The 25484-nt window shown below is 66.4% G+C and carries 21 protein-coding genes; 11 read left to right on the plus strand and 10 right to left on the minus strand.

Annotation, left to right across the window (positions count from 1 at the left end; genetic code table 11):
- The gene (locus AC3ANW_RS21030; protein ID WP_488342770.1) at positions 1–831 is read right to left on the minus strand and encodes a hypothetical protein; all 831 of its coding nucleotides are present in this window, start codon (positions 829–831) and stop codon (positions 1–3) included.
- Positions 832–964: 133 nt separating this feature from the next.
- On the opposite strand from AC3ANW_RS21030, the gene AC3ANW_RS21035 reads away from it, so the two are divergent.
- From AC3ANW_RS21035 to AC3ANW_RS21045, 3 genes are all read left to right on the plus strand, one after another.
- Entirely contained in the window at positions 965–1870 is a 906-nt protein-coding gene (locus tag AC3ANW_RS21035; RefSeq protein WP_488342771.1) for an MHFG family PEP-CTERM protein, read from the plus strand.
- Between the two features lie 106 nt (positions 1871–1976).
- Complete coding sequence (locus AC3ANW_RS21040; protein ID WP_488342772.1) at positions 1977–2783, plus strand: transglutaminase domain-containing protein; 807 nt, start codon at positions 1977–1979, stop codon at positions 2781–2783.
- Between the two features lie 100 nt (positions 2784–2883).
- Entirely contained in the window at positions 2884–3666 is a 783-nt protein-coding gene (locus AC3ANW_RS21045) for a DUF2076 family protein (protein WP_488342773.1), read from the plus strand.
- A gap of 68 nt (positions 3667–3734) precedes the next feature.
- On the opposite strand, the gene gap is transcribed toward AC3ANW_RS21045, so the two are convergent.
- The 4 genes from gap to AC3ANW_RS21065 all read right to left on the minus strand — a co-directional run bounded on the left by gap (position 3735) and on the right by AC3ANW_RS21065 (position 8798).
- Positions 3735–4736, minus strand: coding sequence for a type I glyceraldehyde-3-phosphate dehydrogenase (gene gap, locus AC3ANW_RS21050; protein ID WP_488342774.1), 1002 nt, complete (start codon positions 4734–4736; stop codon positions 3735–3737).
- A gap of 16 nt (positions 4737–4752) precedes the next feature.
- A complete protein-coding gene (locus AC3ANW_RS21055) occupies positions 4753–5325 on the minus strand; it encodes a GNAT family N-acetyltransferase (protein ID WP_488342775.1) in 573 nt (190 codons plus the stop codon).
- Positions 5326–5347: 22 nt separating this feature from the next.
- A complete protein-coding gene (gene tkt, locus AC3ANW_RS21060; protein ID WP_488342776.1) occupies positions 5348–7396 on the minus strand; it encodes a transketolase in 2049 nt (682 codons plus the stop codon).
- A 103-nt stretch (positions 7397–7499) separates the two neighbouring features.
- Positions 7500–8798, minus strand: a complete 1299-nt coding sequence (locus AC3ANW_RS21065; protein WP_488342777.1) for a cytochrome-c peroxidase — start codon at positions 8796–8798, stop codon at positions 7500–7502.
- Between the two features lie 143 nt (positions 8799–8941).
- Between AC3ANW_RS21065 and acpA the strand changes: the two genes are divergently transcribed.
- From acpA to AC3ANW_RS21080, 3 genes are all read left to right on the plus strand, one after another.
- Complete coding sequence (gene acpA, locus AC3ANW_RS21070; RefSeq protein WP_488342778.1) at positions 8942–11098, plus strand: acid phosphatase; 2157 nt, start codon at positions 8942–8944, stop codon at positions 11096–11098.
- 118 nt (positions 11099–11216) lie between these two features.
- Complete coding sequence (murU, locus tag AC3ANW_RS21075; RefSeq protein ID WP_488345479.1) at positions 11217–11930, plus strand: N-acetylmuramate alpha-1-phosphate uridylyltransferase MurU; 714 nt, start codon at positions 11217–11219, stop codon at positions 11928–11930.
- Entirely contained in the window at positions 11927–13342 is a 1416-nt protein-coding gene (locus tag AC3ANW_RS21080; protein ID WP_488342779.1) for an aminopeptidase P N-terminal domain-containing protein, read from the plus strand. The genes murU and AC3ANW_RS21080 overlap by 4 nt, the downstream gene beginning before the upstream one ends.
- Here AC3ANW_RS21080 and AC3ANW_RS21085 read toward each other — a convergent pair whose 3' ends face one another.
- Positions 13343–14809 (minus strand): glycosyltransferase family 2 protein, encoded by a 1467-nt coding sequence (locus tag AC3ANW_RS21085; RefSeq protein ID WP_488342780.1) that lies wholly within the window; start codon positions 14807–14809, stop codon positions 13343–13345.
- A gap of 106 nt (positions 14810–14915) precedes the next feature.
- Here AC3ANW_RS21085 and AC3ANW_RS21090 point away from each other — a divergent pair, with 106 nt between their 5' ends.
- Positions 14916–15482, plus strand: coding sequence for a cytochrome b (locus tag AC3ANW_RS21090; protein ID WP_488342781.1), 567 nt, complete (start codon positions 14916–14918; stop codon positions 15480–15482).
- On the opposite strand, the gene AC3ANW_RS21095 is transcribed toward AC3ANW_RS21090, so the two are convergent.
- A complete protein-coding gene (locus AC3ANW_RS21095; protein WP_488342782.1) occupies positions 15469–16794 on the minus strand; it encodes an MFS transporter in 1326 nt (441 codons plus the stop codon). The genes AC3ANW_RS21090 and AC3ANW_RS21095 overlap by 14 nt on opposite strands.
- A gap of 185 nt (positions 16795–16979) precedes the next feature.
- On the opposite strand from AC3ANW_RS21095, the gene AC3ANW_RS21100 reads away from it, so the two are divergent.
- The 4 genes from AC3ANW_RS21100 to AC3ANW_RS21115 all read left to right on the plus strand — a co-directional run bounded on the left by AC3ANW_RS21100 (position 16980) and on the right by AC3ANW_RS21115 (position 20759).
- A complete protein-coding gene (locus tag AC3ANW_RS21100) occupies positions 16980–19298 on the plus strand; it encodes an NADP-dependent malic enzyme (protein ID WP_488342783.1) in 2319 nt (772 codons plus the stop codon).
- A 377-nt stretch (positions 19299–19675) separates the two neighbouring features.
- Positions 19676–20047, plus strand: a complete 372-nt coding sequence (locus AC3ANW_RS21105) for a guanyl-specific ribonuclease (protein ID WP_488345480.1) — start codon at positions 19676–19678, stop codon at positions 20045–20047.
- A 95-nt stretch (positions 20048–20142) separates the two neighbouring features.
- Positions 20143–20571, plus strand: coding sequence for a barstar family protein (locus AC3ANW_RS21110; RefSeq protein WP_488345481.1), 429 nt, complete (start codon positions 20143–20145; stop codon positions 20569–20571).
- A gap of 59 nt (positions 20572–20630) precedes the next feature.
- Positions 20631–20759 carry a hypothetical protein gene (locus AC3ANW_RS21115; RefSeq protein ID WP_488342784.1) on the plus strand — a complete coding sequence of 43 codons (129 nt, stop codon included), beginning with the start codon at positions 20631–20633 and terminating at the stop codon, positions 20757–20759.
- A 48-nt stretch (positions 20760–20807) separates the two neighbouring features.
- Here AC3ANW_RS21115 and rsmA read toward each other — a convergent pair whose 3' ends face one another.
- The 3 genes from rsmA to AC3ANW_RS21130 form a co-directional block, all read right to left on the minus strand.
- A complete protein-coding gene (rsmA, locus tag AC3ANW_RS21120; RefSeq protein WP_488342785.1) occupies positions 20808–21584 on the minus strand; it encodes a 16S rRNA (adenine(1518)-N(6)/adenine(1519)-N(6))-dimethyltransferase RsmA in 777 nt (258 codons plus the stop codon).
- On the minus strand, positions 21581–22990 hold the full coding sequence (locus AC3ANW_RS21125) for a peptidylprolyl isomerase (RefSeq protein WP_488342786.1): 1410 nt from the start codon (positions 22988–22990) through the stop codon (positions 21581–21583). The genes rsmA and AC3ANW_RS21125 overlap by 4 nt, the downstream gene beginning before the upstream one ends.
- 77 nt (positions 22991–23067) lie before the next feature.
- Positions 23068–25482 (minus strand): LPS-assembly protein LptD, encoded by a 2415-nt coding sequence (locus AC3ANW_RS21130; RefSeq protein WP_488342787.1) that lies wholly within the window; start codon positions 25480–25482, stop codon positions 23068–23070.
- Positions 25483–25484 lie beyond the last annotated feature (2 nt).

A 25484-nucleotide genomic window follows, 5' to 3' on the forward strand; every position in this document is an offset into this window, starting at 1 on the left:
TCAGCGCATACCGGCGGCCGGGCCGGTCAACGCCTTCAGCGTGCGCCACAGGCCCCAGAAGAACAGCAGCGGCAGCACCAGCACCTGCAATACGAAAACCGCGAGCAGGCGCAGCAGATGGTCGATGACCATATTCGCCTGTTCCTGCATCTGCTGAATGCCGTTGCGAGCCTCGTCCACGGCGGTCCTGCCACGTTCGACGAGGTCTTTCATCTTGGCCCAGAAGCCCTTGGGCCGCGTGGCCGCCTCATCTGCCGACATGTCGGCCGGCAGGGCGATCCCGCCTTTCGCCTGGGTATATTCATCCTGCAGGAGCAACCTGAACACCGCCTCGTTGCCCATGGCCATCAGCGGCACCGAGAACCGTAGCAGCAGCAGGAAGACGACGACCGGCGCGAGCCGCCGGCTGAGATTCGACGGCGTGTCGCCAGGCTCACGAAAATGCAGCAGCACCCATGCCCCGACCGCTACGCTGACCGCCACCGAAACCAGCACATTGGCGCCGATCTTCAGCATCAGCAACTGCACCCCCAGCGCGATGCAGGCGCCGAGCATGAGGGTGGAAAACTGTTCGAGCATCTCGGTCACCGGCTTGAGCGCCTGGCCCGGTGCGAACACCGCGCCAAGCCCGCCGGGCTCGACGGCGATCTGCGTGCCCTGCGCCACCGAAAGCGCCGCGTGCAGCACACGGGCCGTGGCGAAGGTGGCGACGGCGCGGTCGAGACCGACCTGCGTCTGTTCCCTCGCAAAGGCATCGGGCTTGAAAACCCAGGCGCCCAGCAGCACGGCGACCAGGATGAAAACGGGGATGGCGAGACGTAGACGTTGCATGCCACAAGGATACGGCTCACACGTGTCATAACAGATTGCCGGCCGAGCGCCGCGGGACGGACCGGAATGTCAGTAGTCACTACTGCTCAGCCGCCCATGCCCACGAAGGCTCCGCCAACCCCTACAAGGATTGATGCATTCACGCTGCCTGTGCCTTTTCATCGTCGCCCTGTGCTTCGGCATGTCTCCGGCCATGGCTGCGCAGGGAAAAAGTTGCGAATGGGACAAGCCGGGCCACGACCCCTACATGGGCGACATACCCAGCGCCGCCGACCATTACACCGACATCCCCGTCGCCACCCGCAACCGCCTGAAGGACCGCATGCGGCGCCTGGCCTACGACGACATGGCCACCATCCGCAGCGACCGCATCGAAGGCCGCCAGTTCTACGAACCCGCGATCCGTGACATGCATTTCGGCGAGGGCCGCACCTGCCACGAGGTAACCCGCCGCACCTGGCCGGTCGACCATGCCGAGCGCGGTCTGGTGTATTGCGAGGACGGCTTCTGCGTGCTGGTCCCGTTCGTGTGCCGCAACGTGAGCCGTGTCTGGCGGCGGCCGATGGCAGCGGCGCCTCCGGCCGTGCTGGCTGCCGCGCCTGGCATGCCCGCCGCCGTGCCGGCGCCGGCCGCCATGGTGCTGGCACCGCCACCGCCGCCTGCGTGGCCGCCTGCCGAAGCACCGCCGGGCTCTGCGATGGTGCTGTCGCCCTTGCTGCTGCCGTCATCGGGCCCGGGCTTTCCGTCGCGGATCTATTTTCCGGATGAGCCGGCGATCGCCTTCTATCCGCCTTCGGGCATGCCGCCCGCGCCGCCGACGCCCCTGCCGCCCACGGTGGCGCCCCCTGCCGCACCACCGACCCCCGGCACGCCGCCCGTGCCCCCGCTGCCGCCCCTGCCTCCACCTCCGTCGTTACCGCCGGAACCGCCGTTCCCACCCCTGCTGCCGCCCATTCCGGTATCCCCCATCCCAGAACCCGCCACCGGGATACTGATGGGCATGGGGCTGCTGCTGCTGCTGGCCCGCGCGCGCCGATAAAGCGCTACAGCGACACGCCGCTGCGGCGTTCTCCGACGGATCGCACCGGCCGCCGCCGCAACATTGGCCGTCCACGGCTTTTTCCCGCCGGCAACCCGTCTTTCCCATGCAACTCCAAGCCCGCTGCGCCCTCACCCTCCATGTGCAGGCCGACACCCCCGTCGTCGCCATCCTGCGGCCCCGCAGCGGACTCGCCCAATGGCTGGCGGCAGAGCGCTACACACTCGACCCCTGGGTGCCGACCACCGAATTCGTCGACGCCTATGGCAACCTCTGCCAGCGATTCACCGTACCGGCCGGTGGCATGTGTGTGGCGGTCGACATGACGGTGATGACTGCCGACGACATCGCGGTCGAACCGCAGGCGCCGCACACGCCGGTCGCCGCCCTGCCCGACGACGCCCTGCATTACCTGCTGCCCAGCCGTTATTGCCCGTCGGACACCATGGCGGCCGACGCCTTGCGCATCGTCGGCGACGCCGCGCCCGGTTATGCCCAGGTGGAAGCCATCCGCGCCTGGATCCACGCCAACATCACTTACCGCTACGGCGAAAGCGATTCCAGCACCGACGGCGCCGACACGCTGGCCCATGGCGCCGGTGTGTGTCGCGACTTCTCGCACCTGGGCGTCAGCCTGTGCCGGGCGTTGCAGATCCCCGCGCGCCTGGTGGTGGGTTATCTGTGGAAACTCGACCCGATGGACATGCACGCCTGGTTCGAGGCGTTCGTAGGTGGCCGCTGGTACACCTTCGATGCCACCCAGGCGGTGCCGCGCGGCGGGCGCATCGTGCTGGCCTACGGCCGTGACGCGGCCGATGTCGCGTTCATTTCCGACTACGGCCCGCTGCCGCTGCAGGTGAAGGAAATGAAGGTGGACGTCACCCGGCTGGACGACGAAGGATCGAACACTTAAGCCAGCCTTAAACACCCTTCCGCCGACATCCAGAAGCGCGCTTGCATTGGTCGAACGGCGTTATCTTCGCCACCGCTCATTTCCTTTTGAGGAGCCATTCATGACACCGCAAGAACACACGCTGCTCGACGACTTCCTGGCCCGCCTGCAGGCCGCCGGCCCGGTGAACAAGGATCCGGGAGCCAATGCCCTGATCCACGAACGCCTCGACGGCCAACCCGATGCCGTCTACCTGCTGGTGCAGCGCAGCCTGCTGATGGACCGGGCGCTGGCCGAGGCCAACCATCAGATCACCGCGCTGCGCCAGCAGTTGGCGTCGGCCGCGGCGACCGGTGGCGGCGGGAGTTTTCTGGGCGGCTCCGCGGCATTGCCCGAAGGTTTCGGCCGCGCACCGTCTCAAGCCTATTCACCCGACACACGTTACGAACAACGTCCGGAACCACGTTACGACCCGCGCTACGGACAGCAGGCTGCCCAGCAGCCGGAACCGCAGGGCTGGCGCAACCGCTGGTTCGGCGGCGGCGCCCAGCAGCCGCAAGGCCAGTCCGCGCCGGCCGCCGCCGGACCCAGCTTCCTGGGCCAGGCCGCCACCACCGCAGCCGGCGTGGCGGGCGGCATGTTCCTGTTCAACGGCATCGAACACCTGATCGGCGGCCACAACAGCGCCGGCAGCAACACCGGCAACAGCCTGTTCGGCAACAACAGCGGCAACGACGGCGGTTCGCTGAGCGGCCCCATGACCGAGAACATCACCGAGAACGTGTTCGTGCAGGACCGCGGTTCGAGCCAGGACCGCCAGGGTTTCCTGGACGACGACGACGGCAACAACGACAGCTGGGCGAGCGGCGACGACTACTCGGACGGCGGCGACGACCAGGCCTGACCAGATCCTCCAGCCCATAAAAAAACGCGCTCACCAGGAGCGCGTTTTTCATGGGGCGAGTCAGCCGATCACTTGGCGGCGACGACGCGGACCATTTCGAGGCACTTGTTCGAGTAGCCCCATTCGTTGTCGTACCAGGACACCAGCTTGACGAAGGTGCTGTCGAGCGCGATGGAAGCGTCCGCGTCGAAGATCGAGGTGCGGGTGTCACCGCGGAAGTCGGTGGCGACGACCTTGTCTTCGGTGTAGCCCAGGATGCCCTTCAGGGCGCCTTCGGACTGCACCTTGATCTCGGCCTTGATTTCTTCCATGGTCGCCGGGCTGTTCAGCTCGGCGGTCAGGTCGACCACCGACACGTCGGACGTCGGCACGCGGAACGACATGCCGGTCAGCTTCTTGTTCAGCTCGGGGATCACCACACCCACCGCCTTGGCAGCGCCGGTGGACGAAGGAATGATGTTCTCGAGAATGCCGCGACCGCCGCGCCAGTCCTTGTTGGACGGGCCGTCCACCGTCTTTTGCGTGGCGGTGGTGGCATGCACCGTGGTCATCAGGCCGCGCTTGATGCCCCACTTGTCGTGGATCACCTTGGCCAGCGGAGCCAGGCAGTTGGTGGTGCACGAGGCGTTGGAGATGATGTCCTGGCCGGCGTAGGTGCCGCAGTTCACGCCGCGCACGAACATCGGGGTGTCGTCCTTCGACGGGGCCGAGATGATGACCTTCTTGGCGCCTGCGGCCAGGTGCTTGCCGGCGCCCGTCTTGTCGAGGAACAGGCCGGTGGCTTCCAGCACGATGTCCGCGCCGATCTCGTTCCATTTCAGGGCCGCGGGATCGCGTTCCTGGGTCAGGCGGATCTTCTTGCCGTTGACGATCAGGGTGTTGCCCTCGACCGAGACGTCGCCCTTGAACCGGCCGTGCACGCTGTCGTACTGCAGCATGTAGGCCAGGTAGTCGGGTTCGAGCAGGTCGTTGATGCCGACGATTTCGATGTCGGAAAAATTCTGCACAGCCGAGCGCAGCACGTTGCGGCCGATGCGGCCGAAGCCGTTGATACCGATCTTGATGGTCATGGGAAGAGTCCGTCCTTCAGGGATGATGAGAAACGAAAGTCGCCGAAATGAAATCCGGCTTGATCAACGCCAGCTGCAGAAGGTCTTGCGCCTGGTCTTGCCAGACGATGGCCTGCCGCAGCGTGCCTTCCACCTCGAAACCCAGGCCGCGCGCCAGGCGCAGCGAGGGTTCGTTGGTGGGATGAATCTCCGCGCCGATGCGGTTGAGCTGCATCGGCCCTAACAACCAGCCGATGAGCCCCACCAGCGCTTCGCGCATGTAACCCAGGCCGAAAGCGAAACTGGCCAGCGCATAACCGATGGAACAACGCTGCCAGGCCGGCACCAGTTCGTACATGCCGCAGGTGCCGACGAAGGCACCGTCGGACTTCCGTTCGATGCCCCAGCGCAGGGCCGGCATGGCCGCATGGCGTTCCGCCACGAAGCGGCCGATCCACTGGTGCGATTCTTCCAGGTCGCGCATCGGCTCGCAGAACATGTAGCGCATGGCCGTGCTGTCGCCGTGGATGCCCAGCAGTGCGGGTGCGTCGGCATGCACGATCTCCCGCAGCACCAGACGCTCGGTCTGAATGACGGGGAAATCGCTCATGAATGCTGGCCGCTTTCTGGCTTTAGCGCTTGATGCCCAGCACCTTGCGCACCGTGGCTGCCACGTTCTCGGCGGTGAAACCGAACAGCGGGAACAGCACGTTGGCAGGTGCGGACTCACCGTAGCGGTCCAGGCCGATGACGGCGTCGCAGCCGTATTTCCACCAGCCGTCGGTGACGCCGGCCTCGACCGCGATGCGCGGGATGCCAGCCGGCAAAACCGACTTCTTGTAAACGACGTCCTGGCGGTCGAAGGTGGTGGTGCTGGGCACCGACACCACGCGCACCGCGATCTTCGCGCGGGCCAGTTGTTCCTGCGCCTTGAGGGCCAGCTGCACTTCGGAGCCGGTGGCCACGATGACGGCCTGCGCCTTGCGATTCAGGCCGACATCCTTGGGTTCGGACAGCACGTAGGCGCCGCGGCTGATGTCGCCGAGGTCGCGCTTCGGGCTATAGGGCAGGTTCTGGCGCGACAGCAGGAGCGCGGTCGGGCGTTTGGCGTTCTGCAGGGCCACGGCCCAGGCCACGGCGGTTTCGGCCGTGTCGCCCGGACGCCAGACGTCCAGGTTGGGGATCAGGCGAAGGCTGGCGGCATGTTCCACCGACTGGTGGGTGGGGCCGTCTTCGCCCAGGCCGATGGAATCGTGGGTGAACACGTGGATGACCCGTTGCTGCATCAGCGCGGCCATGCGGATGGCATTGCGGCTGTAGTCGCTGAAGGTCAGGAAGGTGCCGCCGTAGGGGATGTAGCCGCCGTGCAGGGCCACGCCGTTCATGATCGCGGCCATGCCGAATTCACGCACGCCATAGTTGATGTGGCGGCCGATGGCAGGCAGGCCGGTGGCGCCGGCGGTCATGGCGACCGAGCCGTCTTCGGCGATGCGCAGCGCCGGGGTGCTGGTGGTGTTGGTGAGGTTCGAGCCGGTCAGGTCGGCGCTGCCGCCTAGCATCTCGGGCAGGGCCGCGGTGAAGGCTTCCAGCACGATCTGGCTGGCCTTGCGGCTGGCGACGTTCTCTGCCTTGGTGTGGGCGGCCACGGCGGCATCGACGGCGGTCTGCGCGAAGTGTTTCGGCAGTTCGCCCTTCATGCGGCGGGTGAACTCGGCCGCCAGTTCCGGGTAGGCCTTGGCGTAGGCGTCGAAGGCCTTCTGCCAGGCGGCTTCGGCCTTGGCTCCGGCGGCCCTGGCATCCCAGGCGGACACGATGTCGGCCGGGATGTCGAAAGGCACCGAGGTCCATTCCAGGGCGGCGCGGGTCAGTTCGATCTCGGCTGCGCCAAGCGGTTCGCCGTGGGCCTTGGCGGTGCCGGCGCGGTTGGGCGAACCCTTGCCGATGGCGGTCTTGCAGATCACCAGGGTGGGTTGGGTGGCGGAGGTCTTGGCGCTGGCGATCGCGGCGGCGATGGCGTCAGCGTCGTGGCCGTCGACCGGGCCGATGACGTTCCAGTCGTAGGCGCGGAAACGGGCGGCGGTGTCGTCCACGAACCAGGGCTTGACCGGGCCGTCGATGGAGATGCCGTTGTCGTCGTACAGGGCGATCAGCTTGTTGAGTTTCCAGGCGCCGGCCAGGGCTGCGGCCTCGTGGCTGATGCCTTCCATCAGGCAACCGTCGCCCAGGAAGGCGTAGGTGTGGTGGTCGACGATGGCGTGGTCCTTGCGGTTGAACTCGGCGGCCAGCAGTTTTTCTGCCAGCGCGAAGCCCACCGCATTGGTGATGCCCTGGCCCAGCGGGCCGGTGGTGGTTTCGACGCCCGGGGTGTAGCCGATTTCAGGGTGGCCGGGGGTCTTGCTGTGCAGCTGGCGGAAGGCCTTCAGCTGGTCGATGGGCAGGTCGTATCCGGTCAGGTGCAGCACCGCGTACAGCAGCATCGAAGCATGGCCGTTGGACAGCACGAATCGGTCGCGGTCGAACCACTCCGGGTTGGTCGGGTTGTGCTTGAGGTGGCGGGTCCACAGCGCGGTGGCCATGTCGGCCATGCCCATGGGGGCGCCGGGGTGGCCCGAATTTGCCTGCTGGACAGCGTCCATGGCCAATGCACGGATTGCGTTGCCGAGTTGCGGGGAAGTGACCATAGGAAGGTGCCGCCTGGGGAGGTGAGTCGTCGAAAGGCGCGGATTTTAACGTCCGCGCCGGGGCGACCCCATGCCCCGTGCGCCTTCCGGCCGGATGCGCCGCCTAGTGCGGCGTGTACCAGCCATCGTTCAGCGTCTTCAGGAACACCACGACGTCGCGGATGTCGGACTCGCTCCAGACCGGCCGTTGGCCGGGTTGGCGGTCGAAGGGTGCGTCGTGGTTCAGGTTGTCGTGGTACTGCGCCGGCAGGTCGTCGAACTTCGCCACGCCGCCGCCGGGCTTGCGCGGGTAGAAGCGCTCCGGATGCGTGTCGCGCTGCACATAGAACCGCATGACTTCCTCCAGAGAATGGAACACGCCGTTGTGCATGAAGGCCTGGCGCGTGGCGACGTTGCGCAGCGACGGGGTGCGGAACAGGCCGCAATACTCGGCATGTTTTGTCAGGTCGGTGCGCAGCGGGCCGCACAGGCCTAGGTCGAAATACGCCGGGTCGGCATTGGCCGGAATGGCCGGGTTGCGGGGTACGCCGATGGCGATCAGGCCGAAGTCCGAGAACAGCGGGAAACCGCCGTCGGAGGTGGTGGTGCTGATGTGGCACGAAGCGCAGTTGCCTTTCTTTTCGTCGTTGAACAGGGCCTGGCCGCGCAGCTCCTGCGGCGTGAACCTGGCCTGCTTGCGCAGCACCGCATCGAACTTGCTGTCGAAGGGATAGAACTCGGCCGGGGTTTCCTGGAAAACCTCCAGCGCCATCGACGCCCAGCGGAACGCCTTGGTGTCGTCGTCGAAGATGTCCTGGCCGAAGGTGGCGCGAAACTGGTCGGCGTAGGCGGATCGGCGCAGCTTGCCGACCACTTCGGCCGGCGAATCGTTGGCCATCTCGAAGGGCGACAGCAGCGGCACCGCGGCCTGCGCGTGGGTCGAGTCCGAACGGCCGTCCCAGGTGTGGCCGCCGGTCGGGCCCATGTCGATGCTGTCGTCGCCGTCGTTGTCGAAATGGTGTTCGGTGAAGGCCGCCACCGTGTTGAGGTACCGCAGCGAGGGAACCGCACGCACGCCCGCCTGCCTGCCGTCGCGCCCGCCCATCTGCACCGAGAGATCGTTGGGCGGGCCGTAGGCATGTTCCGGGCTGTGGCAGGTGGCACAGGACATCTTGCCGGACGCCGACAGGCCGGGGTCGAAGAACATGGCCTTGCCCACCGCGCCGATCTCGGCCGGGCTGGGCTGGCGGGCCAGTGTCAGCGCATAGGTCGCGTCGGCACCCGCCGGGCGAGGGGCCCGGGCCGCCGGTCCGGCCGCGGCAGAAGCTGGTTCGGGGGGCGGCGCAGGTCGGTCGCAGCCCTGCAGGAGCAGGGCGAGCAGAACAGCGGAAAGAGTGGGTGCGGCGAGACGTCGGATGGGCATGGCGGGCCCGAGGCTATGACCGTTTCATGGCAGTTCCATGACCGTTGCGGGACACCAAACGGATACAAAGCGCCACGGGTTTGTCATCGACGGCGCAGAGCATCCGACCCCGGCCAGACATACGAACTCCAGAGGTCCAACCCATGATTTTTTCTCCTCCCTCGCGCCTGCTGCCACTGGCGGCATTGGCGGCAATGGTCACCGCCGGCCTCTCGGCCTGCGGTGGCAGCAGCAACAGCCCCATCGTCACCAGCACCACCAGCGGTGTCGTCACCGGCAGCTACTACCAGAACGCCCTGGTCTGCATCGACACCAACCTCAACGGCCGTTGCGACACCGGTGAAACCAGCGCCCGCACCGACGCCAACGGTGCGTACAGCCTGACCCAGGTCGGCAGCGGTTCGGTGGTGGCCGAGATCGGCACCGATGCCAAACGCTACGACCCCGACACCAAGGCCACCACCGCCGTGACATCGGCCCTGGTTTTCCGGGCACCGGCCGACGCCAACGGCGTGGTCAGCGCGTTGTCGACCGAGCTGATGGCGCTGATGGATCGCGGCATGACTTTCGACGCGGCCCGCACCACGCTGGCCACCCGTCTGGGTGTCGGCGCAAACGTGCTGCTGACCAACCACAACACGATTTCGGACAGCGTCGCCAAGGGCATGATCAAGGGCGAAATCGACCAGATGACGACCCGCATCGCGACCACCGTTGCCGCTGCCGGCACCGGCGACCGCGTGGCCGCCCTGAAGAAGAGCCTGGCGCTCGACGTGGACCTGGCCAACGTGCAGACCGTGGTCGTGATCTATGCGGAAAACCGCGGTTTCGACAACCTGTACGGGCTGTTCCCCGGTGCCAACGGCGTGCCGGGCGTCAACCCGACATCGGACGGCGTGATCAACGCCCAGAAGGACGTCGACGGCTCCACCCTCGCCAGCCTGCCGCCGACCTGGAGCGGTTTCACCGCCTCCGGCCAGACGGTGACCATTCCGCAGTCGAGCACCGTCGGCTGGGCCAACAAGCCCTTCCAGATCGACGCCGCCACGGGCGTGCAGAACACCGGCGTGAAGGTCGACCAGTCGGTCGTCACCCGCGACCTGGTGCACCGCTTCTTCAACAACCAGATGCAGATCAACGGCGGCCTGAACGACAAGTTCGCGGCCTATACCGACGCAGGCGGCATCACCATGGGCTACTACGACGGCAGTTCGATGGCCCTGTGGAAACTGGCCCAGCAATACACGCTGGCGGACAACTTCTTCATGGGTGCATTCGGCGGTTCCTTCCTGAACCACCAGTACCTGATCTGCGCCTGCGCGCCGGAATATCCGAACGCCGACACCGCCACCGCCAAGCCCTCGATCTCGGCCGTGGACCTGGACGCCAACGGCAACTTCCTGCGCCTGACGCCCGCTGCCAGCACACCCACCAGCGTGCTGAACGGCGCGCCGGTCTACAGCGCCGACGGCACCATCACGCCGAAGGATTCGGCCGGTCGGTTCTACGCGGTCAACACCATGCAGCCGCCCTACCAGCCGAGCAGCAACGCACCGGCCGCGACCGACACCACCCGGCTGTTCGCGACCACCACCAGCGCCACCACGCTGCCGCCGCAGACCGCCACCAACATCGGCGACCTGCTGACCGCCAAGGGCGTGAACTGGGCCTGGTACGCCGGCGCCTGGAACAGCACGCTGGCCAACGCCACATCGGCCGGCCGCACCTCGTTCGCCAGCCCGCCGAACTTCCAGTTCCACCACCAGCCGTTCAACTACTTCGCCGACCTGGACCCGAGCACCCACGCCGCCGACCGCACCGCCCACCTGCGCGACTTCGACAGCCAGTTCCTGGCCGACGCCGCCGCCGGCACGCTGCCTGCCGTCACCTTCTACAAGCCCCAGGGCAACCTGAACCAGCATGCCGGTTATGCCAACGTGGCCGACGGCGATGCCCACATCGCGTCGGTGATCGCCAAGCTGCAGGCCAGCCCGCAGTGGAAGAACATGGTCGTGGTCGTGACCTACGATGAAAACGGCGGTTTCTACGATCACGCCAAGGTGCCGAAGGCGGACCGCTGGGGCCCGGGCACCCGCATCCCGGCGCTCATCGTGTCGCCGTATGCCCGCAAAGGTTTCGTCGACAAGACCCAGTACGACACCGCGTCGATCCTGCGCCTGATCACCCGGCGTTTCGGCCTGACCAAACTCGCCGGCATCACGCAGCGCGACAGCGGACTGATCTCCAACGGCTATGCGCCGATGGGCGACCTGACCGGCGCGCTGGACTTCTCGCAGTAATCGGAGACAAAAGAGGCTCCCGGTCGGAGCGTGATTCAGGCCCGCCGTCCGGCGGGCCTTTTTTTGTGCCCGGATAATCCGCCGGGTGCCTTCCAACACCGCCCCACAAGTCCCCGCCATGCTGCTGGCCGCCGGCCGCGGTTCCCGCATGCGGCCTCTCACCGACCACTGCCCCAAACCGCTGCTCGCGCTGAACGGCAAGCCGTTGATGCAATGGACGCTGGAAGCCCTGGCGCGCGACGGCGTGCCGCGTGTGGTGGTCAACACCGGCTGGCTGGGCGACCAGATTCCGGCACGCCTCGGCGACGGCTCCGCATTCGGTGTGGACATCGCCTATTCGCACGAAACCCGCGACTTCGGCGATGCGCTGGAAACCGCCGGCGGCATCGCCCGCGCACTGCCCCTGCTGGGCGACATCTTCTGGGTGGCGGCCGGTGATGTGTACGCACCCGACTTGGTTTTCAGTGCCGGAAGCGTGGCCCGTTTTGCTGCCGGCAATGCCCTTGCCCACCTGTGGCTGGTGCCCAATCCGCCGCAGCATCCGAAGGGCGATTTCCATCTGCGGGACGACGGTTCCGCCACTTCGCCGGCCGCCGACGACCCGTCACCGCGACTCACCTATTCGACTATCGGCCTGTACCGCGCCGCACTGTTCGCGACGCCCTGGTGCGACATTCCGGCCGGCAACCCGGCCGGCATCGCGGCACCGCTGGCACCGCTGCTGCGCGCGGCCATGGCGCAGGGACGTGTCACCGCCGAACGCCACGACGGCCGCTGGGCCGACGTCGGCACCCCCGAGCGACTCCAACAACTCCAGGACAGCACCCCATGACGGCATCCTTCGATCCCTACGCATCTTTCGACGCCTCGGTGTATGCCGGCCGGCGCGCCCGCCTGGCCGCCCGGCTGGGCGCCGACGGCATCGCCATCGTGCCGACCGCAACCGAAAAGCAGCGCAACCGCGACAGCGACTTCCTGTTCCGCCACGACAGCTATTTCTATTACCTCACCGGTTTCACCGAACCCAACGCCTGGCTGGTGCTGGCGGGCGACGGCAACTGCACGCTGTTCTGCCAGCCGAAGGATGTGGAACGCGAGATCTGGGACGGCATCCGCCTCGGCCCGGATGCGGCCGTCGGCACGCTGGGCGTGACCGAAGCCGTGTCGGTCGCCGAACTCGACACCCGCCTGCCGCGCCTGCTTGAGAACCGCGACGCGGTGTGGTTTCCGTTCGCAACCCACACCGGCCTCGAAACCAAAGTCGACGGCTGGCTGTCGAAGGTGCGGGCCCGCGTACGGATGGGCGCGCTGGCCCCCGAAACCCAGCGTGACCTGTGCGGCCCGCTGGACGAGATGCGGCTGTTCAAGGACAGCCACGAAATCGACCTGATGCGCCGCGCCTCGGCCATCAGCGCCGACGCCCACATCCGCGCCATGCAGGCCAGCGCACGGCTGCTGCGGCAGGGCACGGACCTGCGTGAATACCACCTGGACGCCGAACTGCTGCACGCCTTTCGCATGGGCGGTTCGCAGTACCCGGCCTACAGCTCCATCGTGGCCGCCGGAGCCAACGCCTGCGTGCTGCACTACCGTGCCGATGCGGCCCCGGTACGCGACGGCGAACTGGTGCTGATCGACGCCGGCTGCGAGCTCGACGGTTATGCCAGCGATATCACACGCACCTTCCCGGCCAACGGCCGGTTCAGCGGTCCGCAGCGCGCGCTGTACGACCTGGTGCTGCAGAGCCAGTACGCCGCCGTCGCGGCGACCCGGCCCGGCGCCCGCTTCAACGATCCGCACGAGGCCACGGTGAAAGTGCTGGCGCAGGGACTGCTCGACCTGAAGCTGCTCGACGCCGACAAGGTGGGCAGCGTGCAGGACGTGATCGAGAAACGCGCCTATTTCCGCTATTACATGCACCGCACCGGCCACTGGCTGGGCATGGACGTGCACGACGTCGGCAGCTACGTGGAGCCCACCGAGGCGCAGACGTTGATCGAACGCAAGGATCCGCTGTCGGGCGAGACGGTGAAGAGCCGGCCGAGCCGCATCCTGCGGCCCGGCATGGTGACCACCATCGAGCCGGGCCTGTATGTGCGGCCGGGCGACGATGTGCCGGAAGCCTTCTGGAACATCGGCATCCGTATCGAGGACGACGCGGTGATCACCGAGTCCGGCAACGAGCTCATCACCCGCGGCGTGCCGGTGGATGGCGATGAAATCGAAAAGCTGATGCGCGACTGATCAGCCGGCACCGGGTCCGTCCCCGAGACCGGCGTTGCGGTGCTGGCGACCCCAGCCGCCGCGGCCGGTGACGAACATCACCCACCCCAGTGCGGCTCCGGTGTGGCGCAGCAGCTGGAAGGTGAAGGGCTCGGCCAGCGCGGCCAGCAGGCCGCGGCCGAAATGGATGCGGTGGCTGGCGCCCGCCCAGCGGCGGTACAGGTGGATCGACCACATGTGGAACATCAGGTCAATGGCCAGCTTGATGCCGATCACCGCGCCGGCCGCCGCCAGCAGGCTGATGCGGCCGCTGGCCACGTCCCACACCAGCAGGCCGAAGGCGGTCAGGCCGTACAGGGGCTGCAGGGTGTCGATGGCCTTGACCGGCAGCATCAGCGTGCCGAGCCGGCCGTAGCGCCGGTCGCCGACCATCTCCCGATAGCGGTACTGGGTCTGCAGGAAACCGCCGAACCAGCGCCGGCGCTGCCGCAGGAAGGCGCCCAGCGTGGCCGGCGCATCGGTGCGGGCCCGCGCGCCGCCCAGCACCCGCACACGCCAGTCCAGCCCGTGCACGACGGCATGGCGGCGCATGCGATGGGTGAGTTCGTAATCCTCGACCAGGCTGGCCGCATCGAAACCGCCGACCTGCATGAGCTCGGCACGGCGATAGGCGGCGAAGGCACCCGACACCAGCAGCAGGCTGTCCATCCGCATCCACGCATAACGCGACAGGAAATTGCGAAGGTATTCATAGGTCTGGAACCACTGGAACAGCCGGCCCTGCAGCGTGGGCCGGCAGACCGGGGTGATGACACCGGTCGCGATCATCAGTTGGGGCTCGGCCGCGAAGGCCTGGCGCACGGCGGCGATGGCGCCGGGTTCGAGCAGGGTGTCCCCGTCCACCGTCAGCAGGATGTCGCAGTCGACCAGCGGCAAGGCGGCGTTGAGCGCCATCGCCTTGCCGCCGTGCGGTAGCCGCAACCAGCGCAGGGACGGGTAACGGATGCCGGCTTCGCTGGCGTGGCCGATGGCGGTGGCGGGCACGCCGTAGCGGCCGGTCAGCAGCGCGCCGGTTTCGTCGGTGGAACCGTCGTCCACCACCACGATGCGGTCGGGCGCATCCCGCTGGGCCAGCAGGGCGGCGATGGTCACCGGCAGCACCGCCGCCTCGTTGTGGGCCGCGACCAACACCGCCAGGCTTGCGCCGCCGGTCGCCCTGATCGCCGCTGGCGGGGCCGGGTTGTCGGGCAGGCGGCGTAGCAGCCAGGTTTGCCAGGCCACGAAAACCAGCAGCAGGGTGTCGTAACCGACATAGGCCACGCCCACCGACCAGGCCAGCACGCCGCCCGACGAAAAAGCCATCGCGAACAACACGATCCACACCGCAAACGCCATGCCGTGGATAGCCACGCTGCGCCAGGGTGTGGCGCCGAAGCCGGCCGGCGGCTGGGCCAGCAGACGAGCCTTGCGAAGCGGATCGAGGGTCATGGCGATGGATTTGGCGAGGGAAGGACCGACACCTTACGCGGGGAATCCGTAAGCGGATGCCGCGAGGCCACTACAGTTCGAGGCAATACCCACGGCCGGAGCCTCCATGACCTCGACTTCCTATACCCGCCCGGCCATCGTGCTGCACTGGCTGGTCGCCCTGGCGATGGTGGCCAACGTGGCGCTGATCCTGTCGGTCGAACACATTCCCGAGGACTGGGTTAGGCCCTTCATCGACACCCACAAGTCGCTGGGCATCACCGTCCTGGGCCTGGCGCTGCTGCGGCTGCTGTGGCGTATCGGTCACCGCCCGCCGGCGCTGCCGGGCGAATACGCACGCTGGGAAACCTGGTCGGCCCATGCGGTGCACCTGGCGCTGTATGCGGTGATGTTCTGGATGCCGCTGTCGGGCTGGCTGCACGACTCGGCCTGGAGCGAGGCAGCCACCCACCCGATGAAACTCTTCGGCACCATCGGCTGGCCGCGTGTGAGTTTCGTCCAGGACCTGCCGGCGGACCTGAAAGAGCGGATGCACACGCTGTTGGGCCTGCTGCATCGCTGGGGCGCCTACGTGCTGTACGGCCTGGTGTTCCTGCACGTGGCCGGCGCGCTCAAGCATCAGTTGCTGGACAGCGAGCCGGTACTGCGTCGCATGTGGTTCAGGCGGGGTTGACTGAAGCGGGCCGCGCTTCTGAGACCGCCCAGCGCAGCAGCGCCAGGACACAGACCGAGCCGCCCACCATGCACACGCCGGCCCAGTCGGCGAACGAATAGGCCCAGGCGCCGAGAGCAGACCCCGCCGCACCGCCCAGGAAGTAGGAAGACATGTAGCCGGTGGTCAGCCGGCTGCGGGCCGCCGGGTCCAGCGCATAGATGGCGCTCTGGTTGGAAATGTGGGTGCCCTGCACCCCCAGGTCGAGCAGCACGATGCCGGCGATGAGCGCCGCCTGTGAATCCCCTCCCAGGTACAGCAGGCCCCAGCCCAGCACACCGAACAGGATGAAACCGCCGGTCGCCTGCCGGTTGTAGCCCGCATCCGCCAGCCGGCCCGCCACCTGGGCGCACAGCGCGCCGGCCGCGCCGATGAGCCCGAACAGCCCGATGGCGGCCTCGCCGTAGCCGTAACGTGCCTTCAGCAGGAAAGCCAGCGTGGTCCACAGCGCGGCGAAGGCCGCAAAGTTGAGTCCGCCGATCAGCGCACGGCGGCGCAGCACCGGTTGCTGTCCGAACAGCCGCGCCACCGACGCCAGCAGTGCGCCATAACTGCCGCCCGATGTGGGCGTGATGGCCGGCAACATGCGCCAGCACAGCGCGGCGAAGATCACCATCAGCGCAGAGGCCAGCAGGAACACCGCCCGCCATCCCGCAGCGTCGGCAATGACACCCGCAAAAGTGCGCGCCAGCAGGATGCCCATCAGCAGCCCGCTCATCACCAGGCTGACGGTGCGGCCGCGCCGCTCGGGGCTGGCCAGGTGGGCGGCCAGCGGCACCAGGATCTGCGCGGTAACGCTGGTGAAACCCACACACACCGCTGCCGCGAGCATCCAGGGGAAACCGGGTGACAGGCCCATGCCCAGCAAGCCGGCCGCCGTCAGCAGCGAGGTAACGGTGATCAGCTTGCGGCGCTCGAGCCGGTCACCCAGCGGCACCAGGAAGATCAGCCCGCAGATGTAGCCGACCTGCGAGCAGGTGACCAGCAGTCCGGCATGGCCGATGCTGATGTGGAACACCTGCACGAACAGCGCCAGTAAGGGCTGCGTGTAGTAATTGCTGGCGACGGAAATGCCGCTGCCCACGGCCATCAGGGCGGTGAGCGCGGGGGTCATGCGGGGGGTGGCGGAAACGGTCATGGACTGGACCATATCGCCATTCACGCCGCTCAGCCGGGCGATGACGGTCTTGCCGTCGTCATGGTTGCCCAGGATGAAGGCGTCGAAGCAGACGGTGTTCGTCAGCGCCGCATCGGCCACGCCGGCCACCGGCATTCCTTTCGTTGCGCCCCCGTGCAATGCCCGGCAGGGCCGGGGAAGTTGCGATGACAAGGGTCCATGGCTGACCGCGGCGCTGGGGTGCTCCGGCACCCGACCTACAATCGTCTTCCCCTGGAGCGAGCGGCCGCCGGCCTCGCCGAACAGGGTGAAACCGAGCCGCGCACCAGGAGACGGACCGCATGCCCAACACGCCGAATACGCCCACCAGCACCATCGAAGAACGCCGCGCAGAGTTGCGCCGCGCAGCCCTTGACTACCACGAGTTTCCGAAGCCCGGAAAGATCGCCATCGCGGCGACCAAACAACTGGTCAACCAGCGCGACCTTGCTCTGGCCTACTCACCCGGCGTAGCCGCTCCTTGCGAAGAAATCGTCAAGGACCCCAACAACGCATTCAAGTACACGGCCCGCGGCAACTTGGTGGCCGTCATCTCCAACGGCACCGCCGTGCTGGGCCTAGGCGACATCGGCCCGCTGGCTTCCAAACCGGTGATGGAAGGCAAGGGCGTCCTGTTCAAGAAGTTTGCCGGCGTCGATGTTTTCGACATCGAGATCGACCAGAAAGACCCGGTCAAGCTGGTCGAGGTCATCGCCGCGCTCGAACCCACCTTCGGCGCCATCAACCTCGAGGACATCAAGGCCCCGGACTGCTTCTATGTGGAGCGCGAACTGCGCAAGCGCATGAAGATCCCGGTTTTCCACGACGACCAGCACGGCACCGCCATCACCGTGGCCGCCGCCATGCTGAACGGCCTGAAGGTGGTCGGCAAGGACATCGGCCAGATCAAGCTGGTGGCATCCGGCGCAGGCGCGGCGTCACTGGCCTGCCTGACGCTGCTGCTGAAAGTCGGCCTGAAGCGCGAAAACGTGTTTGTCACCGACCTGGCCGGCGTGGTCTACGAAGGCCGCACCGAACTGATGGACGAGGACAAGATCCTCTGGTCGCAGAAGACCGAACTCCGCACGCTCGGCGAGGTCATCGAAGGCGCCGACGTCTTCCTGGGACTGTCCGCCGGCGGAGTGCTCAAGCCCGCCATGGTCGCCAAGATGGCGGCCGACCCGGTGATCTTCGCGCTGGCCAATCCCAACCCTGAAATCTCGCCGGACGACGCCCATGCGGTGCGCGGCGACGTGGTGATGGCCACCGGCCGCAGCGACTATCCGAACCAGGTCAACAACGTCCTGTGTTTCCCGTACATCTTCCGCGGCGCACTGGATGCCGGCGCGACCACCATCACCGACGAGATGGAAATCGCGGCGGTCCACGCCATCGCCGAACTGGCGCAGGCCGAGCAGAGCGAAGTCGTGGCCGCCGCCTACGTGGGCGAGCCGCTGGTGTTCGGCAAGGAATACCTGATTCCGAAACCGTTCGACCCCCGCCTGATGATCAAGATCGCGCCGGCGGTTGCGCAGGCCGCGGCCGACAGCGGCGTGGCACTGCGCCCCATCCAGGACATGGACGCCTATCGCGACACGCTGCAAAGCTTCGTGTACGCCTCGGGCACGACCATGAAGCCGATCTTCCAGGCAGCAAAGGCAGCCACCAAGAAACGCGTGGCCTATGCCGAAGGCGAAGAAGAACGCATCCTGCGGGCCGCGCAGATCGTGGTGGACGAAGGACTGGCCCGCCCGACGCTGATCGGCCGCCCGGCCATCATCGCCAAACGCATCGAGCAGTTCGGCCTGCGCCTGGCCGAAGGCCGTGACTACGACGTCGTGAACGTCGAACATGACGAGCGTTACCGCGACTTCTGGCAGACCTACCACCGCATGACGGAACGCAAGGGCGTCACGGTGCAGATCGCCAAGATCGAGATGCGCCGCCGCCTGTCCCTCATCGGCGCGATGCTGCTGCACAAGGGCGAAGTCGACGGCATGATCTGCGGCACCTGGGGCGGCACCCACATGCATCTGCAGTACATCGACCAGGTGATCGGCAAACGTGCCGGTGCCAACGTCTACGCCTGCATGAACGGCCTGCTGCTGCCCGAGCGCCAGGTCTTCCTGGTCGACACCCACGTCAATTACGACCCGACTGCCGAGCAGCTGGCCGAGATCACCGTCATGGCGGCCGAAGAGATGCTGCGTTTCGGTTTCAAGCCGAAAGCCGCGCTGCTTTCCCACAGCAACTTCGGCAGCAGCAACGAACCCAGCGCCATCAAGATGCGCAAGACGCTCGAGCTGCTGCGTATCACCGCACCGTGGCTGGAAGTGGACGGCGAGATGCACGGCGATGTGGCCCTGGACGGCGCACAGCGCATGCAGGTCATGCCGCACAGCGCCCTCACCGGTGACGCCAACCTGCTGGTGCTGCCGAACATCGATGCCGCCAACATCTCGTACAACCTGCTGAAGACGGCGGCCGGCGGGAACATCGCCATCGGCCCGGTGCTGCTTGGCGCGGCCCAGCCGCTGCATATCCTGACCGCCAGCGCGACCGTGCGGCGCATCGTCAACATGACGGCCCTGACAGTTGCAGACGCGAACGCGACGCGTTGATACACATCCGCACTAAAACGGCGCAATCGCGATAAAAAGCGCGATTCGTCGTAGAAAACGCGGATTTTGGTCAAATTACAGCCCCGATTCGGCGCTTTTGCGCACCGGACAGGGGCTGTTGGCCGTCCTGAGACTTGCGCCCGCCTGCTCTTTCCGTCACACTAGCGGATTGAAATTTTGGGGGTTAACCCGCGTTAAAAGCAGGTTAATGTCGGCCCGCGTAGTTGCGGGCCGATGGCATTCAAGCCTGACCAGAATTTCCGAAAGGTGCTTGCATGTTGCGAAAGTTGGCGCGGGGTGCGCTGGATACGTGGAGTCAGGTTCACGATTCGCTCCCCACGGCAAAAAAGGCCGGACGCACCGGCTTCGCCGCGCTGATGCTGCTGGCAACGTTCGCTACCACCGGCATGTCCGCCGTATCGGCCAAGACGCCTGCCTTCCGGGCACCGTCCGCCACTGCGGAGACAACACTTTCCGTCTCCGATCTTCCGCCCCAAGGGCGTGAGACCTACGGGTTGATCCACTCAGGTGGTCCCTTCCCGTTCGAAAAGGACGGCGTCGTGTTCGGAAACCGTGAACGACTTCTGCCACAACGAGACCGCGGCTATTACCGTGAATACACGGTCGCAACGCCACAAGCACGCAACCGTGGGGCGCGCCGCATCATTTGTGGCGGCGCACCGCGCACGCCCGAACGCTGTTATTACACCGCCGATCATTACGCAAGTTTCAAGGAGATCGTCCCATGAATCTCCTGACCCAAGACACGATGCAGACCACCGTTATCGCCACGGCTTTCGCACACCAGGATTCTGGCCCCTTGAAAAAAGAAAGAGCAGCGGAGATGGACACGCCACTTCGTACCAAAGAAAGCGAAACGCCCTTACGCGGCGTGCGCAGCAATATCGTGCAGTCGATCCGCGCCCATCGTGTGATCGACCTGCAGGAAGCTGCTCAGTCGATGGGCCAGCATTTCCTGTATGCCAATCTGGCGGATGCACAGTCCAAGCAGGACGTACTCGACATGATTGCCGCGCAGTTCACTTTCCCGTCGCACTTCGGCAAGAACTTCGATGCGCTGTATGACTGCATGACCGACCCGCTGCACAAGTCGGGGCCGCAGCCAGGCTTCATCGTGGTGCTGGAACAGATTCCGGCACACGCCAAGTTCGACAAGGAAGCGCGCGAACAGTTGCTCGACATCTTCCGCGACGCCTCTGACTACTGGGGCGACCGCAAGGTGGCCTTCCGCTGCTTCTATTCTTTTCTGTAGCCCGTTCTGCATCCACCAGCCAAGCAGAACGGGCGAACGAGGCCCCGGCAGCCGACAGCGTGAGCGGTATCACGGTCGATGTCGAACCCGCTGAGAAGATGCCGACCGACAAGCTCGTGGACGTCTCGCCGATGGCCCTGCGCATGAGCAGCCCGTTCAATTCGGGTTACTGGTTGACGGCTGCCTGAACTGCAGCCCTTCACGAGCCAAGAGAAAACCCGCCGCGGCGGGTTTTTTTACGTCGGTGCGATGTGGGAAACACTCTGCGCCACTGCCACGAACTCGGCCACAGGCACTTCCTCTGCCCGCCGAGAGACGTTGAAATCACCGCTGTAGCCCTTTGCCTCGAGCCATTTGCCCAGCGTATGCCGCATCAGCTTGCGACGTTGGCTGAAGGCCACCTGCACCAGTTCTTCCAGCAGGCGCACATTCACCGGCTCCGGCGCCCGGCGCGGCACCATGCGCACCACGGCGCTGTCCACCCGCGGCGGCGGATCGAAGCTTTCTGGCGGCACGAACAACACGTCCTCCATGGCATAACGCCACTGCAGCATGACCGACAGCCGGCCGTATGCGGCGGTGGACGGCAACGCTACCATGCGGTCGATGACTTCCTTCTGCAGCATGAAATGCTGGTCTTCCACCACATCGACATGCTCGAGCAGGTGGAAAAGGATGGGTGTCGAGATGTTGTAGGGCAGGTTGCCCACCACACGCAGCCGGGCGACGTCCATGCGCTGCGCCAGCGCGGTGAAGTCGACCCGCAGCACGTCGGACTCGATGACATCGAGATGTCCGTGCGATCGAAGCCGCGCGGCGAGGTCGCGGTCGAGTTCGATGACCGTCATCTTGCCGAGGCGCTCGACCAGCGGCTGCGTCAACGCCGCCAGTCCCGGCCCGATCTCGACGACCGGCTGGCCCGGTTTGGGGTCGATGGCATCGACGATGCTCTCGATGATGCCGCCGTCGGACAGGAAATGCTGGCCGAACCGCTTGCGCGCGATGTGCTTCATTGAGGTACTTCGCGCAGCTCTACATAGGCCCGGCCGCGGACTTCCTGCGCCCAGGTGGTGTAGGCCTCCTCGATCTTCTTTTCGCGCACTGCGGCACGCACCATATCGCGTTGCTCGCGCTGGTTGAGCGTGTGTTCACGGCGCTCGATTAGCTGAATCAGGTGGATGCCGAAACGGCTGCTGATGGGGTCGCTGACCTGGCCGGGCTTCAGGGCCTCGATGGCTTCCTCGAATTCGGGCACGAACTGGCCGGGGTTCGCCCAGCCCAGGTCGCCGCCCTGCTTGGCGCTGCCGTCGACCGAGAATTCCTTGGCCAGATCCTCGAACTTGGCCTGGCCCGAGACCACGCGGCGTTTGTAGTCTGCAAGGCGGGCGATGACATCGGCTTCGCTCATCTGCGACGTGGGGCGCAGCAGGATGTGGCGCGCATGGTTCTGCGTGACCACGGTCGGCACGCCGCTGCCCTGCACCCGCTCGGCCACCTTCAGGATGTGGAAACCGGCCGGCGAACGCACCGGGCCGACGATGCCGCCGACCGGAAGGTTCTGCGTCGAGTCCAGGAACAGCTGCGGATAACGGTCTGCCGGGCGCAGGCCGAGCAGGCCGCCGCCACGGCCTTCGGGTGCGTCGGAGTTCTGGCGGGCCAGTTCGGCGAAGTCGGCGCCCGATTTGGCCCGGTCCGCGATGCCTTGTGCACGCGCCTGCAGTGTGGCGATCTGCTGCGGCGTGGCGCCTTCGGGCACCAGCACCAGCACATGTTGCAGATTGAGCTGGGTGCCCTGGGCTTCGTCGCTGTTCTGCTGTTCGCGGATGAACTGGTCGATGTCCTGGTCGCTGATCTTCACGCGGGATTCGACGTCGCGTTCGCGCAGGCGCAGCAGCGTCAGCTGGTTGCGCAGGTCGAAGCGGAAACGTTCCAGCGTCACGCCGTCGGCGGCCATCCTGCGATGCAGGCCGGCGCGGTCGGTGTTGTTCTGCCGCGCGACGTTGTCCTCGGCCTGGTCGATGGTGCTTTCGTCGATCTTGATGCCGGCTTCGGCGGCCGTCTGCAACTGGGCCTTTTCATTGATCAACCTCGACAGCACCTGGCGCAACAGCACGTCGCGCGGAGGTTGGGCGGCACCTTGCTGGGCGATCTGCTGGGCCGCACGGTCGGCACGCAGGTTGACTTCGCTGTTGGTGATGGGCTCGGAGTTGACGATGGCCACGATGTAGTCGGCCTGCTGCGAGGACGCGTTCGCGGGCGCGGCGGCAACGGCACCGAGTGCGCCGGCGTTCGGTCCGTTCGAATTGCCCAGGTTGTTGGACAGACGCAAGCCCTGCGCGGCGGCACCGGTCGCCAGCAGGGCACACAGGGTGCCGGCGGCCAGGGACAGGGTCAGGGAACAGGCGGTGAATTTCTTCATGGTGATGGACGTTCGTCCGTGACGAAAAGTTGGTGGGCGGCCGCAATGCCGCCGGGACGGCGGGACGCGGCGCGGGCCTAGTCGTAATTGCTGAACCGGCTGGGTGTCGCCACCTGTTCATTGAGGAACTGGTAACGCGGGATGTTCCGCCGCAGGACTTCAAGGGGGCTGGTGCCCACCCGGGAGAAGCCGAAGAATTCGACTTGGAACAGGACGCGTTTGGTGGCGGTCGTGGTGCTGTTCTGCAGCCTCTCGAAGACCACCCGGCCGACCCAGCAGTCGCCCTCGTATTCGAGGCCGGCGACCATGTCGTTGATCTTGCTGTCGAACATACTGTAATTGACTCGGCCGACGGTGTAGAACCGGCCGGGGCCTTGCCCCCTGCCCTTGCCCAGGTCCTGGCCGCGGTCGCCCCACAGGTCGTTGATCGGCCATTGCCAGCCGACATCGATCATTTCGCTGGTGCCGCGCTGCAGGCGGTAGGCCGCGCTGATCAGGCGGTAGTTGCTGGGGTTGTAGCGGCCCCCGATGCTGGAGGTGACCGAACGGTCGGTCTTGGGGTTGTACTGCACGGTCGAGTCGAAGCCCCATTGCTGGGTCCAGTTGACCGACGCACCGAGCATGATGTCGCTCAGGCGGTCCGTCACCGTGGTTTCGGTCGGCAGCACCACCCGCTGATCCTGGAACCGCAGGCGCTGGGCGACACCGAACTTGGCGAGTTCGGCGCCGGTGTTCGAGTCGAGCATGCGGGTCGTCATGCCAAGGGTCAGCAGGTTGTTGTCAGCAATGCGGTCGTTGCCGACAAAGGCGTTCTCGGTATAGATGGACGCGAAGTTGAAGTCGCTGCGAGCCGTGTCGTAGTTGGGCAGCGCGCTCTGGTTGCGATAGGGCGTGCGCACATAGAAGGCGCGCGGCTCCAGCGTCTGGATCACGGACCGGCCGAAGAAATTGGTGTCGCGTTCATAGACCAGGCCGCTGTCCAGGCTGAAGGTGGGCACGGTGACATCGGCGGTGGTCTGGTTGTTGGCCGCCAGCGCGTAGTCGAAGTCGTAGTGCCGCGCATGCAGTTGCAGCTTGGGCGTGACGAACCAGCCCGGCGCCAGCCAGGGCCGGCTGATCTGCGCCAGCATGTATTGCCGGCGTGCGTTGGGTTGGTTGGTCAGTGCCGAGTTCGATTCGAACTGGGTGTAGTCGCCTTCCACCGAATAGTCGAATCCGCCGCTGTCGATCTTGCTGTAGCGCGCCACCAGTTGCGGCAGGCGGTCGTACGGTGGCGTGATCGGCGAAGCGACGTCCTGCAGCACCTGCCACTTGAGCGCACGGGCGTTGACGTAGAAGTCGTTCTTGGCCCAGCTGAAGTTCAGGTCGGTAGGCAGCAGCCGCTGGGTCAGCGACGGGCTGGTACGAGGGAAATCGCGCCAGTAGTTGTCGTCGCTGGCGCGATTGATGTTGGCGCTGTAGCCCACCCCGCCGATCGCCGAAACGCCGGTGTCGATCGAACCGGTCTGGAGGGCGGCGATGCCCCAGCGGTTGGCGCCGTCACGCAGCTTGTCGTCGGGCATGAAGTTGCCGCGGATCTGGCCCTTGTAGTTGCTTTCCAGATAACGGAATTCGCCGGCCAGATCGACACCGCGCTTGGACTGCAGCGTCGGGAAGAATGTCGCATCCCGGTTGGGTGCGATGTTCCAGTAATACGGAATGATGGCTTCGACGCCGCTGGTGCTGTTGACCGCCAGCACCGGCGGCAGCAGGCCCGACTGCCGGGCATCGGTCAGCGGAAAACCCAGCGACGGGATGTTCGGGCTGCGCAAGCCCTTGAACTGCACGACCGCGTCGCGCGCCTCGCCCTGGCCGCTGCCCTGATCCACCACGATGGAGCGGGCGCTGATCATCCAGTCGGGCATCCAGCTCGGCCCGGGTCGGCGCTGGCAGGTGGTGTAGGTGACATCGTGGATGACCATGTGCTGGTCGTCGATGAAGTCGATGCGCGAGCCGTCGCCGTAAGCGTTGTTGGCCAGGAACCGATAGCTGGGCCGGTTGAAGAATCCCTGCATGGCGTCGACCTGCAGCTCGAGCTGCGGGCCGGTGAAGACGTCGCCCGCGCGGTTGATGTAGACGTTGCCGAGTGCCTTGGCCAGGTCGTCGGGCTGCGTGTAGTCGAGCTTGTCGGCGCGGATCACGATGTCGGCGCGCCGCAATTCGGCGTTGCCGACCACCGAGGTACGGTAGTCGGTCTGGCCCTCGGTGCGGTCGCCGGTGATGAAAGTCGGCATGCCGGGACGCTGGGCCTGCGGGATCGCGTCGCGCAACAGCGGCGTGCGGCGCAGCGACAGCGGCGCATCGGCGAGGTCGGAGGTCTGCGACCAGCCGACCGTGCCCTGCAGCAGGGAAACAGCCACCAGGGTGCGGGCTGCGCCGGCAACCGGCACCAGTCGGAAGAGACCACGGCCCGCGCGCGACCATGGCGACGGACGGGAAAACAATGCGGGCATCG

Source organism: Xylophilus sp. PBN-3R, assembly GCF_057747805.1.

Bases quoted from the DNA above. Each gene is read 5' to 3' on its own strand.
- AC3ANW_RS21030 (WP_488342770.1), bottom strand. From the start codon at position 831: ATGCAACGTCTACGTCTCGCCATCCCCGTTTTCATCCTGGTCGCCGTG.
- AC3ANW_RS21035 (WP_488342771.1), top strand. From the start codon at position 965: ATGCATTCACGCTGCCTGTGCCTTTTCATCGTCGCCCTGTGCTTCGGC.
- AC3ANW_RS21040 (WP_488342772.1), top strand. From the start codon at position 1,977: ATGCAACTCCAAGCCCGCTGCGCCCTCACCCTCCATGTGCAGGCCGAC.
- AC3ANW_RS21045 (WP_488342773.1), top strand. From the start codon at position 2,884: ATGACACCGCAAGAACACACGCTGCTCGACGACTTCCTGGCCCGCCTG.
- gap (WP_488342774.1), bottom strand. From the start codon at position 4,736: ATGACCATCAAGATCGGTATCAACGGCTTCGGCCGCATCGGCCGCAAC.
- AC3ANW_RS21055 (WP_488342775.1), bottom strand. From the start codon at position 5,325: ATGAGCGATTTCCCCGTCATTCAGACCGAGCGTCTGGTGCTGCGGGAG.
- tkt (WP_488342776.1), bottom strand. From the start codon at position 7,396: ATGGTCACTTCCCCGCAACTCGGCAACGCAATCCGTGCATTGGCCATG.
- AC3ANW_RS21065 (WP_488342777.1), bottom strand. From the start codon at position 8,798: ATGCCCATCCGACGTCTCGCCGCACCCACTCTTTCCGCTGTTCTGCTC.
- acpA (WP_488342778.1), top strand. From the start codon at position 8,942: ATGATTTTTTCTCCTCCCTCGCGCCTGCTGCCACTGGCGGCATTGGCG.
- murU (WP_488345479.1), top strand. From the start codon at position 11,217: ATGCTGCTGGCCGCCGGCCGCGGTTCCCGCATGCGGCCTCTCACCGAC.
- AC3ANW_RS21080 (WP_488342779.1), top strand. From the start codon at position 11,927: ATGACGGCATCCTTCGATCCCTACGCATCTTTCGACGCCTCGGTGTAT.
- AC3ANW_RS21085 (WP_488342780.1), bottom strand. From the start codon at position 14,809: ATGACCCTCGATCCGCTTCGCAAGGCTCGTCTGCTGGCCCAGCCGCCG.
- AC3ANW_RS21090 (WP_488342781.1), top strand. From the start codon at position 14,916: ATGACCTCGACTTCCTATACCCGCCCGGCCATCGTGCTGCACTGGCTG.
- AC3ANW_RS21095 (WP_488342782.1), bottom strand. From the start codon at position 16,794: ATGCCGGTGGCCGGCGTGGCCGATGCGGCGCTGACGAACACCGTCTGC.
- AC3ANW_RS21100 (WP_488342783.1), top strand. From the start codon at position 16,980: ATGCCCAACACGCCGAATACGCCCACCAGCACCATCGAAGAACGCCGC.
- AC3ANW_RS21105 (WP_488345480.1), top strand. From the start codon at position 19,676: ATGCTGCTGGCAACGTTCGCTACCACCGGCATGTCCGCCGTATCGGCC.
- AC3ANW_RS21110 (WP_488345481.1), top strand. From the start codon at position 20,143: ATGGACACGCCACTTCGTACCAAAGAAAGCGAAACGCCCTTACGCGGC.
- rsmA (WP_488342785.1), bottom strand. From the start codon at position 21,584: ATGAAGCACATCGCGCGCAAGCGGTTCGGCCAGCATTTCCTGTCCGAC.
- AC3ANW_RS21125 (WP_488342786.1), bottom strand. From the start codon at position 22,990: ATGAAGAAATTCACCGCCTGTTCCCTGACCCTGTCCCTGGCCGCCGGC.
- AC3ANW_RS21130 (WP_488342787.1), bottom strand. From the start codon at position 25,482: ATGCCCGCATTGTTTTCCCGTCCGTCGCCATGGTCGCGCGCGGGCCGT.